The sequence below is a fragment of the Microbacterium yannicii genome (assembly GCF_024055635.1).
GTDB lineage: Bacteria > Actinomycetota > Actinomycetes > Actinomycetales > Microbacteriaceae > Microbacterium > Microbacterium yannicii.
In genome coordinates this window covers 148,971-162,384 of sequence record NZ_JAMXMB010000006.1, presented here as the reverse complement: position 1 = coordinate 162,384, position 13,414 = coordinate 148,971, and the positions used below count along the sequence as shown (strand labels likewise).

Genomic DNA, 13,414 nt, shown 5'->3' with positions numbered 1-13,414 from the left:
CCAGCGTAGGCTGCGCCTCCGACATCGGGGCGGCGTTCGCGACGAGCGGATGCCGCGACCTGCGCACGCGGGGCGTTCAGCCTCCGAAGCCCCCGCCTCCGCCGTCGAACCCTCCGCCGCCGAAGCCCCCTCCGTCCATGCCTCCGAAGGAGCCGCCGTCGAACCCGCCTCCGCCGGCGTCATAGCCGCCGCCTCCACCGCCGTCGAATCCCGAAGCGCCCGGATCGTAGGTGTCGCCCACCCACGCCGGCTCCGAGCCGATGGCGAGCGAACCGGCGCCGACCGTGTAGTACGCCGCCACGGAGCTCGAGAGCAGGAACTGGTGCGCGACGATCGTCATGACGCCGGCGTTCAGCAGCATGGCCTGGACGTCGACGCGGTCGCGGGGGTCCATCGGATCACCGTCGACGGCGACCGCAGTACGCGCAGGATCTTCGGCAGCGCGGGTCGCGGCATCCGTCTGCGCCCTCGCCGCACGCGCCGCACGATGCTCGTCGGCACGGCGGACGAGGCGCGCGATCACCGTGGGGTCCTCCGCCGCCGCGTCGCGCTCCGACTCGGCGAGGAACGGCCGCAGCTGTTCGAACAGCTCGCGGCGGCGCTGCGGCGGCAGATCCTTGAACGCCGAGGCGTGCGCGCTCTCGATCACCGATGCCGGAAGGGTATTGAGGAGATAGACGTAGCGCGCGATGCGCTCCTCGTCCGAACCGGCACGGTACGGGACGGCGCGACGGCGCCGGAACCACGAGAGCACACCCACGCGACACCTCCATCGGTCTCACTCCAGGGTAGCCCGCACCGCCCATGCGCGGGCCGGCGGCGGGGCTTGGCGGCTGGCCCGGCGGTCAGGACCGCGCCGCGCGCCGCGCCACGTGCTCGTCGAGGCGGTCCCAGAGCTGGTCCGCCTGGCGGATCGTCTCGTCGAGGCTGCCCGCGGTGTCGATCACCACGTCCGCGATCCGCAGTCGCGCGTCGTCGGGAACCTGCGACGCGATACGTGCCGCCGCGTCGGCCGGGCTCAGGCCCCGCAGTGCGACGAGGCGCTCGGCGCGCACGTCGGCAGGAGCGTGCGCCACGACGATCAGCTGCCACGGGTCATCCACCCGCGCCTCGACCAGCAGCGGCACGTCGTAGACGACGACCGCATCGGGGTCGGCGGCGAACGCCGCGGCGAAGCGACGAGCGGACTCGGCCCTCACTGCGGGGTGCACGATCGCATTGAGACGGGCGATCGCGGCAGGGTCTCCGAACACCTGCGTTCCGAGGGCGGCACGATCCAGCGACCCGTCGGGGCGCAGCATCCGCACGCCGAACGCGTCGGCGATCGCGGCCAGCACCGGTGTGCCGGGCGCTTGCACCTCGCGCACGAGCTGATCCGCGTCGACCACGACCGCTCCCCGCTCGGCAAGGCGGCGGGCGATCGTGGACTTTCCCGAGGCGATGCCTCCGGTGAGGGCGACGAGCGGCATGCAACGAGCATGCCATGCAGACTCCCTGACGGCTTCCTGAGGCGGGCTTGAGCCCGGGCTGAGGCCGCGGCGATAGCCTCGGGTCACCCGAAGGACGCTCCGCCCTTGCAACTGGGGAGGGGCGCAGATGAACGCAAGACGCGACACGCCGTACAACCGGTCCGCGTCCTGTTGCATGCATCACTTCCACCATCGTGGAGATGGCGGGAGCAGGCGGATCGTCCAGAGGTGCGGACCGGCGGCCCACGTGGGGACGACGGCAGCCGGGGTCCGAGCACCGGGGACGCGCGCAGGGCGGGATGTGGGGAATTCTCCCGCCCTCCGCGCGGCCCGGATCTTCACCGAGGCGGGCCCGCTGGGCGACCTCGATGCTCGGGCGCCACGCCTGTCCGGACGCCTGGTGTGACCGTCCACGCGCCGCCATTCGCATTCCGCGCCGTGTTCTGGGATATCCTGACCGACGTCCAGGACCCGTCGACACCCCCGGGTCCGGAGGGTGCACCGGTGGAAGAAGCGCGCGTCGCCGTCGTGATCGAGGACGAAGAGGACATCCGTTCCCTCCTCTCGACGGTCCTGGCCCAGGCGGGCTTCGAGGTGCACGGTGCCGCCAACGGTGCCGACGGCGTCGAACTGGTTCGTGCCCACCGGCCGCTGGTGACCACGCTCGACGTCAACATGCCCGGCATCGACGGCTTCGAGACCGCCAAGCGCATCCGCGCGATCAGCTCGACCTACATCGTGATGCTGAGCGCGCGCACCGAGGAGATCGACGCGCTGCAGGGCCTCGAAGCCGGCGCCGACGACTACGTCGCAAAGCCGTTCCGCCCTCGCGAACTGCGTGCGCGGATCGACGCGATGCTGAGACGTCCGCGGCATGTCGCACTGCCTGAGGACGAGCCCGGTGACGCGTCGCTCTCCTCGAACGGGTCGTGGCTCGAGCACCATGGACTGCGTCTCAACGCCGCGACGCACCTCGTCACCGTCGACGGCCACGACGTCGAGCTGACGCGCAGCGAATTCGATATCCTCGCCGACCTGCTGATGGCCGGCCGCCGCGTGCGTGCCAAGTCCGATCTGGCCATCATGCTGCGCGGCGACCAATACGCGGTCAACGACTTCGTCTCCGACAGCGACGCGCGCGCCATCGAGGTGCACATGGCGAACCTCCGTCGGAAGCTCGGAGAATCGCCGTCCAATCCCCGCTGGATCGAGACGGTGCGCGGCGTCGGCTACCGGCTGACCGCCTGACGCGGCGACCGTCGGCGCCGAGAGCCGGGGGGCTCCCGGCCCCGGCGCTAATCGCCGTCGTCGACGAGCACCGACGTCTCGACGTCGTCAGCAGCACGGCTGGCCGCTTCTCTGGCCGCGCGGATGAGCTCCGCGGGATCGTAGCCGGCCGTCTCGCTGAGCGCGACGCCGACGCCCACCACAGGGATCACTCCCCCGCCGACCTTGCCGAGGTCGTCGAAGAGGCCGCGGTAGATGGCGCCGGCCTGGCGTCGCGCCTCCTGTGCGGACGCGACGGCGACGCCGACCACGAGCCCGGTCGGCCCGTCCTGCCCCACCACGGCGTTCGTCGGAGCGTACTGGCGCACGCCGGTGCGCCAGGTGGCCGACACCGATCCCGCCACGTCGCTGCCGAAGGCGGTCGAGATGGGGTCCAGATCGTCGAGGCGGATCGCCGTCACGGCCACCGCCTCGTGGCGTCGCGCGGCACGCCGGCAGATGCCGTCGACGACGGTCGCGAACGATTCGGCACTGACGATCCCCTGTTCGTCGTCGACCCGTTGCGCATCGCGCAGATAGCCGCGCATGGGGGCGCGACTCGCCCGCAGCACCGAGGTGACGACGACAGCCACGATCGTCAGCGTCACCGTGAGGAAGCTCGTGCTCGCGGTGCCGAAGGCCGCCTGGAACAGCGCGCTGTCGGGACCCGACGTGACGAACGCGGTGGTGCGCGACACGTAGTACAGCGACTGGAACCCGAGCACCGCCCCGAGCACCCACGCCGTCCGCGATTCGCGCATGTCACCCCGGAGGCACTCGACCGCTCCCGCACCTGCGAAGCCCAGCAGCGGCACGAACATCCACAGCGCGCCCGCCCAGTCGCCCCCACCGGGGCCCTCGAACACCACGGCCAGCGAGGCTGCGGCGACCGCAGCCGCGACCAGTATCGACGACCACCGCATGTGCCGTCCGTTGAATCGGCGGCATCCCAGCCACATGCATCCGGTGCCGGCGACGAACGCACCGTTGCCGACCGCGATCGCCCACCAGGCCGCCTCGGACTGCACCCAGACGGTGTACGCGAGCGTGGTGAGCATCGCGGCGAGGAACCCGATGGACCAGATGCGCCCGGCACCCTCGTCCCGCCGCAGCAGCGTCTCGACGATGAACAGGACGCCACTGACATTGACGACCAGTGCCGTCATGATCAGGACGCTCGTGAGATCCAGCGTCATGATGCGTCTCCTTCCGGGGCGGTCGCGGGCAGCTTCACGATGAAGGTCGAACCGACCCCGGGTGCACTGTGCAGGGCGAGCTCGCCGCCGTGCGCGCGCACGATGTCGCGGGTGATCGCGAGACCGAGACCCGTGCCCGCGCGCCGTTCGGCGCCTGCCTTGTAGTAGCGCTGGAAGAGACGCGAGCGGTCCGCATTCGAGATGCCGACCCCGGTGTCGCGCACCAGGATCCAGGTCGAGGCGCCGTCGGTCGTCGTGCCGACGAAGACGGTCCCACCGTCCTTGTTGTAGGCGATGGCGTTCGAGAGGAGGTTGTCGACCACCTGCCGCAGCCGGAGCGGATCCGCCCAGGCCGCCGCCCGCTCCAGACCGGTCAGGTCGATCGTGATGGCGCGCGCCGTGGCGCGAGGGAGGGCGTCGGCGGCGGCGGCCTGCACCAGTTCGCGGGCATCGATGAGGAGTGGGGTGAGGGAGAGCTCGATCGATGACGGCGACGAGCTCGACGCGGCGAGGATGTCGCCGACGATCCGCAGCAGCCGCTCCGCGTTGCGCTCCGCCACGTTCAGGCTGGCGCGCACGGCATCCGGCGTCTCCGGATCCTCGATCGCGAGGTCGAGGTAGCCGAGGATCGACGTCAGCGGAGTGCGCAGCTCGTGGGACACCGAGGCGACGAGGTCGTCGCGCGCGCGGAGGGCGGTCAGCTCCGCCGTGACGTCCCTCGAGACGACGACCGCGCCGGCGTCGGCGCCGTCGGGATCGGTGAGCCGGCGGGCGGTGATGGTGAGGGCGCGTCGCGGACCGGGCTCGACTCCGAACCACACCACCTGGTCATCGAACGACTCGCCGCGGCGGGCGCGCTCGAGCGGGAGCTCATCGGTCGGCAGCGGCGAGCTGCCGTCGTCACGGAATGCCCGCACCTCGGCGCGGTCATCCCCTGGCTCGAGGCCCAGCTGCAGCCGGCCGTGAGCCTCGTTGGTCACCGCGACCCGTCCGGCAGGGCTGATCCGGACGACGCCGAAATCGACGGCATCGAGTACCTCGGTCACGACCTGCTCCTGGCGCCGGGTGCGCGCGAGGATGCTCTGAAGCAGCCGCGACTGCTTCGCCAGCAGCATGCGCTGCGCATCCGACCGGCGCGCATTGAGATTGCTGGTTGCGGCGACGGCGATCAGCACGAGGGGCAGGAGGAGGGTGCGGTACGTGACCTCCGCCGCACTGAGGGCGGTCAGCACGCTCACGATGCCCGTGATGGCCACGATGACGCCGAACAGGCCCAGCAGCCCGAACCCGCCGGCGAGCCACGTCGTGGGAAAGATCCACAGGAGGCCGAGCACCGTGTCGGGCGCCGCGATCTGCATGAGCGTGATCGCGAGGATGTCGACCGCGGGTACGACCGCGACCCAGCCGTACGGCAGTCGGCTCCAGGGGATGACGAGCGTCGCAGCGGTGACGACGACGACGATCACGACGCCGACGAAGAACAGCAGCGGCTCCCCCCCGAACGGGCCGACCGCCACCAGCACGCCCAGCACGAATACCACTGCGGCGAGCAGCAGCTGGTTGAGCATCGCGGTCCGGCCGCGAGTGCGGTCGGCGGCCTCGGGCGCGGTCGCGCCGTAGCGGGGGCGCGCTGCGGGCGCACCCGAGTCGCCCGGCATCGCGGCGGTCATAGGGCGACGGTAACGGATGCCGCGCCCCGGTGCGAGGCATCGCGCGCTCGGCGTCGCGGATCACCCCTGTGCCGCGAGCGCCTCGCTCCGCCAGCGGGCGTGGAGCTGCCACGGATCGTCGACGCCCGCCGCGAGCACCGCGATGTGCGCCATGAGCGCCTCCGAACGGCGGAACCACTCGGTGCGCGGATAGCGGTCGGCGGCGAACTGGACGTGCCGTCGATGCTCGAGCGCGCGCCCGCCGCGCTCGAACGCCAGCAGCTCGTCGTGCCAGAGTGCTCCCAGGCGCTGCCGCGGGTTCCCGCTCGTGCCGATCTTGACCCGGTCGGCGTAACCGAGGTAGTAGACCACGTCCACTCGCGGCGGCGCGATCTCGGCATCCGGGATCTCGCCGTGCCGCCACTCGCACACCGCACAGAGCCACCCCGACGCATAGTGCACGCCGAGCCGCGATCCGCAGAGGCGGCACGGCGATGGCAGCACGTCGGTCAGCCCGTCGTGCGCGGCACCCCAGTCCGCCGCCGCAGCCAGGTGGCCTTCGCAGAGCGGGATGGGGGCGTCCGCGGGCACCGGGCCGAGGCATCCGTCATCGTCCACCACGCAGTGCACGGGGAGTCGGTTCGCAGCCACACCGCGACAGTACCCGCCACCACCGACGTGGCCGGCCCGCGCCGTGGGTACGCGAAAGGGCCGCCGCCCGCGACCTCTCGGTCGGGGTGACGGCCCTTTCGGAACCAGCGGTTCAGGGAACCGGCGGACTCAGCTCAGATCAGCGACCCGAGAGCTTCTCGCGCAGAGCGGCGAGGGCCTCGTCGTCCGCAAGCGTGCCACCGGAGCCGCTGTCGGACGAGAACGAGGACGAGCCGCTGTCGACCGGGGCGGCAGCCTCGGCCTCGAGAGCCTTCGTGACGGCGGCCTTGTGGGCCTCCCAGCGAGCGTGGGCAGCGGCGTACTCCTGCTCCCACTTCTCGCGCTGCTCGTCGAAGCCTTCGAGCCATGCGTTGGTCTCGGGGTCGAAGCCCTCGGGGTACTTGTACTCCCCGTTCTCGTCGTACTCCGTGACCATGCCGTACAGCGCCGGGTCGAACTCGGTGCCGTTGGGGTCGACCGACTCGTTCGCCTGCTTCAGCGACAGCGAGATGCGGCGACGCTCGAGGTCGATGTCGATGATCTTGACGAAGACCTCTTCACCGACCGACACGACCTGCTCAGCGAGCTCGACGTGCTTGCCCGACAGCTCCGAGATGTGCACGAGGCCCTCGATGCCGTCCGCGACGCGCACGAACGCGCCGAACGGGACGAGCTTGGTGACCTTGCCCGGAGCGACCTGTCCGATCGCGTGCGTGCGGGCGAAGACCTGCCACGGGTCCTCCTGCGTCGCCTTGAGCGACAGCGAGACGCGCTCGCGGTCCAGGTCGACCTCGAGGATCTCGACGGTGACTTCCTGACCGACCTCGACGACCTCGGACGCGTGCTCGATGTGCTTCCACGAGAGCTCGGAGACGTGCACGAGGCCGTCCACGCCGCCCAGGTCGACGAACGCACCGAAGTTGACGATCGACGAGACCGTGCCCTTGCGGACCTGGCCCTTGTGCAGGTTGTTGAGGAACGTGGTGCGCGACTCGGACTGCGTCTGCTCGAGCAGGGCGCGGCGCGACAGCACGACGTTGTTGCGGTTCTTGTCGAGCTCGAGGATCTTCGCCTCGATCTCCTGGCCGAGGTACGGCGTCAGGTCGCGGACGCGGCGCAGCTCGATGAGCGAAGCCGGGAGGAAGCCGCGAAGGCCGATGTCGACGATCAGACCACCCTTGACGACCTCGATCACGGAGCCGGTGACCACACCGTCGTTCTCCTTGATCTTCTCGACGTCGCCCCAGGCACGCTCGTACTGAGCGCGCTTCTTGGACAGGATGAGGCGGCCTTCCTTGTCCTCCTTCTGGAGAACGAGGGCTTCGACCTCGTCGCCGACCTTGACGACCTCGTTGGGGTCGACGTCGTGCTTGATGGAGAGCTCGCGCGAGGGGATGACGCCCTCGGTCTTGTAACCGACGTCGAGGAGCACCTCGTCGCGGTCGATCTTGACCACGGTGCCCTCGATGAGGTCGCCGTCGTTGAAGAACTTCAGGGTCTTCTCGACCGCGGCCAGGAAGTCCTCGGCAGATCCGATGTCGTTGATCGCGACCTGCTTGGTGGCCGGGGCGGTCGTTGCGGTAGTCATGTAGTGGGTTGTCCTTGTTGGGGTGGTGTCGGGCTCCGGCTTTCAGCGGCTTCCCTCGCGCAAGGGCGAACGGATGCCTCGAGCCGAGGCGAAGCGGATTTTTCTGCGATGTCACCCGGATCCTGCGGATCCGGAAGGCCGGTGCGAACCGAGACCTGAGCGTGGCGAAACAGCCACACGAGTGACACTCCAGGGTAACAGAACGCGCGGGTCGCCCGCGATGTTCCCGCGGGACCGGGAATCGGCGCCATGGCGGGCCGCGCGCGGTAGGTGACGCGGGCCATGGCGGCCGCCGCGGAGTGCGCTCAGCGGGGCAGCTGGATCGGCGCCGTGTTCGTGCGGTCCGGATCGAACGGCGTCTCGCTGGGAGCGGCGGGCTCCCCCCGCAGCTGCGCGAGCCGCTCGTCCTCGCGTCGCTGGGCGTCGGCGAGCCAGTCCCATCCGGACGAGGTCGCCACCGGCCGCACGTCCGGCACCGGCGCCGTGGGGTTGTCGTCCCGGCCCACGTCGGTCGTCGTGACGGATGCCGCGGGCTGGGCCGCCATCGGCGGCACGATGTGCGCGCCACCGAACTGATCCGCCCGCCCTGCGGCGCCGCGGAGCCCGGCCTGCTGGATGACCCGCTGGATCGTGAGTCCGCGCTCGTCGGGATCACCCACGTAGCGGATCTCGCGGAGACCCTGCTCCTGCGCGGCCGACTCGAAGACGAAGTGGCCGTAGCCGAAGACCCGGCCGACGACCGGCTTGTAGACGGAGATGTCGAGGATGCGCGCGAGGGGCATGGTCGCGATGCGCTGCGAGAGGATGCCGTGCACGCGGAAGACCCGCATGTTGGTGATGACGAAGCGGTCGGTGTGCTGTTCGAAGTACCGCCAGATCGCGTGGCCGGTCACCGCGGCGCCGAGGAGGGCCGGCACCCACCACGCCTGGGCGGGCACGAAGAACGAGAAGAGGAGCACGACGATTCCGCCGAACATCTCGAGCACCGCCGACACCGTGGCGGCCCAGTGCTTGCGGACTTCGTCGACGACGTGCTCGCCCTGATCGGTGATCAGGTGCTTGTCGATCCGCGGATCGAACATGCTCAGCCCGCGGCGAGAGCCATGAAGAAATCGACCACGGCGGCGCCGGCGCCCCAGACGGCGCCGATGGCGCCCTGCACCGCATTCGCCGCATCGTGCGGGCGGGTGATGAGGTAGAACGCCGCGAACGCGATGACGAGCACGACGACGATGCGCTTCACGAGCTTCACGGTCCGGGGTTCCCTTCGACTTCTGCTGTTCTACCGCACGACGAGCGGTATGTGCGCAGGCGCGCGGGCGCGTCGCCATCCTGCGGCGGGTCGATCGCCCGCCCGCGCCTCCCGCGGAAACCGGGCTCGTACCCGGAGCGTCCGCCCGCAGCGGTGGCACCATGCAGCCATGTGGATCGGGTGGATGGAGTTGGACTTGCTCCTCGGCGACATCCGCTCGCTGAAGGAGAAGCGCAGCGTGCTGCGGCCGATCATCGCCGAGCTCAGCCGGCGCACCGAGGCGGCGGCCGCCGAGGTGGGCGAGCACGATCTGCACCGGCGGGCCGGCATCGGCGTGTCGATCGTCGCCGCGGAGTCGTCGCACGTGCGCGACGTGCTGGACCACGCCGAACGACTTGTCGCTGAGCGTCCCGAGGTCACCCTGTTGTCTGCGCGGCGCGGGCTGCACTCGAGTGACGACTGAGGCTCAGCCCGCGATCGCGTGGCCGATCGGCTCGTCGCCGCCGCCGAACCTGATCGTGCGCCCGATCGTGCTGTCGTCGGCGATCGTCGCCGCTACCACCGCCGCCACGTCCGCGCGCGGCACCGCCCCGTCGTCCGCCGGATCGAGCGCGATGCGGCCGGTCGGCGGATCGAGCGTGAGCGTGCCGGGCGCCAGGATCGTCCAGTCCAGCGCGCTGCCGGCGAGGTGGGCGTCGGCCGCCCATTTGGCGTCGGCGTAGGGGAAGAACGACGCGTCCGCGGCGACGCCGTGGTCGGCGCGCGAGCCGATCCACGACACCATGACATACCGCAGCGCCCCGGCTGCGGCCGCCGCGTCCATCGAGCGCACGGCGGCGTCGCGGTCCACGGCGTACGTGCGCGAGGGGCTGCCGCCGCCCGCGCCGGCGGACCACACCACGACGTCGTTGCCGGCGATGAGGTTCGTCAGCTGGTCGAGGTCGAGGATCTCGACGTCGGCGACCACCGGCTGCGCCCCGGTCGCGGCGACCTCCGCCTCCTGTGCGGAGTCGCGGATGACGGCGGTCACGGTGTGGCCCTGCGCGACGAGCAGGGGCTCGAGGAGCAGGGCGACCTTGCCGTGTCCGCCGAAGATCAGGATGCGCGCCATGGGGGCTCCTTCCGTCGCACGATCCACGCTAGCCGCGGTCGGGTCGCCGCGCATCAGGCGACCAGCTCTTCCGGCATCTCCGCGGCAACCGTGTGGGCAGCGCCTGCGGCGACGGGGGCGCCTGCGGAGGGCGAGGCGGTCCGATCGGCCATGATCGCGCGGACCGCGTCCCGACCGGCGCGATTCGCGCCGACCGTCGACTGCGAGGGTCCGTAGCCGATCAGGAAGAGCCGCGGCTCGTCGATGGAGCGCCCGTTCTCGACGCGGAAGCCGCCCGCGGGCGTGCGCAGGCGCAGCGGAGCCAGATGGTCGAGCGCAGGCCGGAACCCGGTCGCCCACAGGATCGCGTCGGCCGGCTCGAACGAGCCGTCCGGCATCCGCACGCCGTCCGCCTCGATCGAGGCGAACATCGGATGCCGCACCAGCACGCCGCGCGCCTGCGCCGCCCGCGCCCAGGGCGTCCAGTGCATGCCCGTCACCGAGATGACGCTCCCCGGGGGCAGGCCGCGGCGCACGCGATCCTCGACGCCGGCGATCGCGGCCACGCGAGCCGGGATGTCGAAGTCGGCCTCGACCCACTCCGGCTCCCGCCGCGTCACCCAGAACGTGTCGGCGACGTGCGAGATCTCATCGAGCAGCTGCACTGCCGAGACACCGGCGCCGACGACGACGACGCGCTGTCCGCGGAACTCCTCCGCCGAGCCGTAGTCGGCGACGTGCAGCTGCCGGCCCCGGAAGCGCTCCTGTCCGGGATAGTGCGGCCAGAACGGTCGGGTCCAGGTGCCGGTGGCATTGATGACGAACCGCGCCGACCAGCGTCCTCGGTCGGACTCGACCAGGAGCCTCCCGTGCGGGTCGTCGTCGACACGACGCACCGCCGTGACGTCCACGGGCCTGAGCACGTCCAGTGCGAAGCGCGCCTCGTAGTCGGCGAAGTACGACGGCAGGATGTCGCGGCTCGCCGAACGCGGATCGGCCGGCGGAACAGCGAACCCGGGCAGTTCGTGGATGCCGTTGACCGTGGCCATCCTGAGCGACGGCCAGCGGTGCTGCCAGGCGCCGCCGGGACGGGGAGCGGCATCCACGACGAGGAACGTCGGCTCCGCGCCGGTCGCCCGCCGCAGCGGCACGAAGCCGCGGCGCTGAAGGTGGTAGGCGGCTGACAGGCCCGCCTGTCCCCCGCCGATCACGATGACATCGACGGCTGCGGGCTCCATGCCGGCCTCAACAGCGTCCGGCCCGCGGTGATTCCCGCGGGCCGGACGCGAGGATCGGCGCGGTGTGCGCGGAGCTCAGTTGAGGGCGCGCGTGGATGCCGGGATCACGCCGTCTCGGTAGAGGTCGGCGGCGACGTCCTGCAGCGCGGTGAGCGCGACGCGCTGCGGCAGCGGACCGTAGGAGACGCGGGCGACGCCGAGTGCCTCGTACTCCCCCGCCGTGAGCGCACCCGGCAGACCGATGACACTGATCTTGCGCTCGCCGATGCCCTCGACCAGGCGCCGGGTGATGTCGGCATCGAGGATGCCGGGCACGAACACCAGATCGGCACCTGCGGCCAGGTACGCGCGGCCTCGTTCGATCGCGTCGGCGATCGACTCCTCGACCGGGCGCTTGCCGGCCCGGACGAAGGCGTCGGTGCGGGCGTTCAGGACGAAGGGCACGCCTTCGGCGGCGCCGGCGGCGACGATCGCCTCGACCGCCGCCACTGCCTCGTCGAGCGGCCGCAGCCGGTCCTCGACGTTCGCCCCCACGACGCCCGTGCCGATCGCCCGCCGCGCCGTCTCGCCCGCGTCCCCGTATCCGTCGTCGAGGTCGCTCGTCACGGGCAGGTCGCCCGCGGCCTCCACGATCCGGCCGAGCATGTCGAGGGTGATGTCCAGCGGGATCTCGCCGTCGGGGTAGCCGAACGTCGCGGCGATCGCGTGGCCCGCCGTCGCGATGGCGCGGGTCTCGGAGAGGGCGGCGATCGCGCGGGCCGACACGGCGTCCCAGACGTTCACGACGCGGAGGATCTCGGGCGCGGCGTGGAGCCGCGCGAGGGTCTGTGCTTTCTCAGCCTCAGTGGTCATGCCTGTCACGCTATCGGCGCTGCGCATGGCCGAGGGCCGGTCAGGACGGACGGATCTCGCCGTCCAGGTACCACCAGCGTCCGCTCTGTCGCAGGAACCCGCTGCGTTCATGCAGGGCGCCCTGTTCGCGTCCGTGGCGCCAGGTCGCGCGGAACTCCACGACCCCGCGCGTGTCGCCCTCCGCGCCCGCATCGACGTCGAGGATCTCCAGTCCGGTCCACCGCTGGGCGGCGTCGAGGGCGAGCTCGTCCGGACGCGTGCCGGGATGCCACGTCTCCTCCAGGTACCGCTCGTCGCCGACGACGAACGCCGTGTAGCGCGACCGCATCAGCGCCTCGGCCGTCGACGGTGGTGATCCGCGCAGCGCAGGGGCGCAGCATCCGTCGAAGCGTGCTCCGCTGCCGCAGGGGCAGGGATCACCGTCCGCGATGCGCGGGAACCCCTCCGGCGCGGCGCGCGAGGCCGCGGGACCGAACGACACGTCAGACGCCGGCCTTCTCCGCGCAGGTCACGCAGCGGGTCGCGAACGGGCGCGCACGCAGACGCGCGATGGGGATGCCGCGGCCGCAGTCCACGCAGACCCCGTAGGTGCCGTCCTCCCAGCGACGGACTGCCTCGTCGATCTCGACGATCTCGCGGCGCGCGGCCTCTTCGAGCGCGATCGCGCGGGACCACTCGCCCGACAGCGTCACTCCCTCGGGATCGTGCTCGTCGTCGGCGACGTCGCCGCGACGGTCGGCGCGCAGTCCGGCGAGGTTCTCGTCGATCGCCGCGACACGCGCCGTCGCCGCGTCGTGCAGCTCGTCCAGGAGCGCTCGCAGCTCGGTGCGGCTCGCGGCGGTGGTCATCGCATGAGGATACGCCCGCGTGTCAGCGCCGCGCCGCAGCCGGCCCCGGATGTCGGGGCCCGGGTCGTGGCAGTACAGCGGCTCCACGGCCGGCATGGGGCGTTCACGCGGGCCGGCGATAGGGATCTCCCAGGTGTGATGGGGAACCTGGGTGCACGGCGCAGCGAGCACCCGATCTCGCTCGCGCTCCCCAGGGCGATGGATCGCCGGGACCCCTCCTCGTGCCCTCCCCGAAGGGCACGAGGGGCGGTCCCATCGGCCCCGCCCCGGAGCCGGCGATCCGCAACCCCCGGGCGCGATCGCCGGCTCGCTCGC

15 protein-coding genes are annotated in these 13,414 nt (G+C 71.6%); 2 read left to right on the top strand and 13 right to left on the bottom strand.

Annotated elements, in window-relative coordinates; genetic code table 11:
* Window positions 1-76: 76 nt before the first annotated feature.
* Together NCG93_RS02310 and coaE are read right to left on the bottom strand one after the other, a co-directional pair.
* A complete protein-coding gene (locus NCG93_RS02310) occupies window positions 77-760 on the bottom strand; it encodes a hypothetical protein (protein WP_194415709.1) in 684 nt (227 codons plus the stop codon).
* Between the two features lie 85 nt (window positions 761-845).
* Complete coding sequence (coaE, locus tag NCG93_RS02305) at window positions 846-1,469, bottom strand: dephospho-CoA kinase (RefSeq protein WP_194415711.1); 624 nt, start codon at window positions 1,467-1,469, stop codon at window positions 846-848.
* A 504-nt stretch (window positions 1,470-1,973) separates the two neighbouring features.
* Between coaE and NCG93_RS02300 the strand changes: the two genes are divergently transcribed.
* The gene (locus tag NCG93_RS02300) at window positions 1,974-2,717 is read left to right on the top strand and encodes a response regulator transcription factor (RefSeq protein WP_252787423.1); all 744 of its coding nucleotides are present in this window, start codon (window positions 1,974-1,976) and stop codon (window positions 2,715-2,717) included.
* A 47-nt stretch (window positions 2,718-2,764) separates the two neighbouring features.
* Here the strand turns inward: NCG93_RS02300 and NCG93_RS02295 are convergent, their stop codons facing one another.
* The 6 genes from NCG93_RS02295 to NCG93_RS02270 form a co-directional block, all read right to left on the bottom strand.
* Window positions 2,765-3,931, bottom strand: coding sequence for a hypothetical protein (locus NCG93_RS02295; RefSeq protein WP_194415713.1), 1,167 nt, complete (start codon window positions 3,929-3,931; stop codon window positions 2,765-2,767).
* A complete protein-coding gene (locus tag NCG93_RS02290) occupies window positions 3,928-5,601 on the bottom strand; it encodes a sensor histidine kinase (RefSeq protein ID WP_194415715.1) in 1,674 nt (557 codons plus the stop codon). The genes NCG93_RS02295 and NCG93_RS02290 overlap by 4 nt, the downstream gene beginning before the upstream one ends.
* A 60-nt stretch (window positions 5,602-5,661) precedes the next feature.
* Window positions 5,662-6,231 (bottom strand): GIY-YIG nuclease family protein, encoded by a 570-nt coding sequence (locus NCG93_RS02285; protein ID WP_252787414.1) that lies wholly within the window; start codon window positions 6,229-6,231, stop codon window positions 5,662-5,664.
* A 139-nt stretch (window positions 6,232-6,370) separates the two neighbouring features.
* Complete coding sequence (gene rpsA, locus NCG93_RS02280) at window positions 6,371-7,819, bottom strand: 30S ribosomal protein S1 (RefSeq protein ID WP_194415717.1); 1,449 nt, start codon at window positions 7,817-7,819, stop codon at window positions 6,371-6,373.
* 305 nt (window positions 7,820-8,124) lie between these two features.
* Window positions 8,125-8,901, bottom strand: coding sequence for a PH domain-containing protein (locus NCG93_RS02275; protein ID WP_194415719.1), 777 nt, complete (start codon window positions 8,899-8,901; stop codon window positions 8,125-8,127).
* Between the two features lie 2 nt (window positions 8,902-8,903).
* Entirely contained in the window at window positions 8,904-9,071 is a 168-nt protein-coding gene (locus tag NCG93_RS02270; RefSeq protein WP_194415721.1) for a hypothetical protein, read from the bottom strand.
* A gap of 184 nt (window positions 9,072-9,255) precedes the next feature.
* Here NCG93_RS02270 and NCG93_RS02265 point away from each other — a divergent pair, with 184 nt between their 5' ends.
* Window positions 9,256-9,534, top strand: a complete 279-nt coding sequence (locus NCG93_RS02265; RefSeq protein WP_425563546.1) for a DUF503 domain-containing protein — start codon at window positions 9,256-9,258, stop codon at window positions 9,532-9,534.
* Window positions 9,535-9,537: 3 nt separating this feature from the next.
* Here the strand turns inward: NCG93_RS02265 and NCG93_RS02260 are convergent, their stop codons facing one another.
* The 5 genes from NCG93_RS02260 to NCG93_RS02240 all read right to left on the bottom strand — a co-directional run bounded on the left by NCG93_RS02260 (window position 9,538) and on the right by NCG93_RS02240 (window position 13,099).
* On the bottom strand, window positions 9,538-10,182 hold the full coding sequence (locus NCG93_RS02260; protein WP_194415725.1) for an NAD(P)H-binding protein: 645 nt from the start codon (window positions 10,180-10,182) through the stop codon (window positions 9,538-9,540).
* A 53-nt stretch (window positions 10,183-10,235) separates the two neighbouring features.
* Entirely contained in the window at window positions 10,236-11,399 is a 1,164-nt protein-coding gene (locus tag NCG93_RS02255) for an NAD(P)-binding domain-containing protein (protein WP_194415727.1), read from the bottom strand.
* Between the two features lie 75 nt (window positions 11,400-11,474).
* Window positions 11,475-12,251 carry an isocitrate lyase/PEP mutase family protein gene (locus NCG93_RS02250; RefSeq protein WP_194415729.1) on the bottom strand — a complete coding sequence of 259 codons (777 nt, stop codon included), beginning with the start codon at window positions 12,249-12,251 and terminating at the stop codon, window positions 11,475-11,477.
* Window positions 12,252-12,291: 40 nt separating this feature from the next.
* Window positions 12,292-12,732, bottom strand: coding sequence for a YchJ family protein (locus tag NCG93_RS02245; RefSeq protein ID WP_194415731.1), 441 nt, complete (start codon window positions 12,730-12,732; stop codon window positions 12,292-12,294).
* Between the two features lies 1 nt (window position 12,733).
* A complete protein-coding gene (locus tag NCG93_RS02240) occupies window positions 12,734-13,099 on the bottom strand; it encodes a TraR/DksA family transcriptional regulator (protein WP_194415733.1) in 366 nt (121 codons plus the stop codon).
* Window positions 13,100-13,414: the final 315 nt, after the last annotated feature.

Bases quoted from the DNA above. Each gene is read 5' to 3' on its own strand.
- NCG93_RS02250 (WP_194415729.1), bottom strand. From the start codon at position 12,251: ATGACCACTGAGGCTGAGAAAGCACAGACCCTCGCGCGGCTCCACGCC.
- rpsA (WP_194415717.1), bottom strand. From the start codon at position 7,819: ATGACTACCGCAACGACCGCCCCGGCCACCAAGCAGGTCGCGATCAAC.
- NCG93_RS02260 (WP_194415725.1), bottom strand. From the start codon at position 10,182: ATGGCGCGCATCCTGATCTTCGGCGGACACGGCAAGGTCGCCCTGCTC.
- NCG93_RS02295 (WP_194415713.1), bottom strand. From the start codon at position 3,931: ATGACGCTGGATCTCACGAGCGTCCTGATCATGACGGCACTGGTCGTC.
- NCG93_RS02290 (WP_194415715.1), bottom strand. From the start codon at position 5,601: ATGACCGCCGCGATGCCGGGCGACTCGGGTGCGCCCGCAGCGCGCCCC.
- NCG93_RS02265 (WP_425563546.1), top strand. From the start codon at position 9,256: ATGGAGTTGGACTTGCTCCTCGGCGACATCCGCTCGCTGAAGGAGAAG.
- NCG93_RS02275 (WP_194415719.1), bottom strand. From the start codon at position 8,901: ATGTTCGATCCGCGGATCGACAAGCACCTGATCACCGATCAGGGCGAG.
- coaE (WP_194415711.1), bottom strand. From the start codon at position 1,469: ATGCCGCTCGTCGCCCTCACCGGAGGCATCGCCTCGGGAAAGTCCACG.
- NCG93_RS02240 (WP_194415733.1), bottom strand. From the start codon at position 13,099: ATGACCACCGCCGCGAGCCGCACCGAGCTGCGAGCGCTCCTGGACGAG.
- NCG93_RS02255 (WP_194415727.1), bottom strand. From the start codon at position 11,399: ATGGAGCCCGCAGCCGTCGATGTCATCGTGATCGGCGGGGGACAGGCG.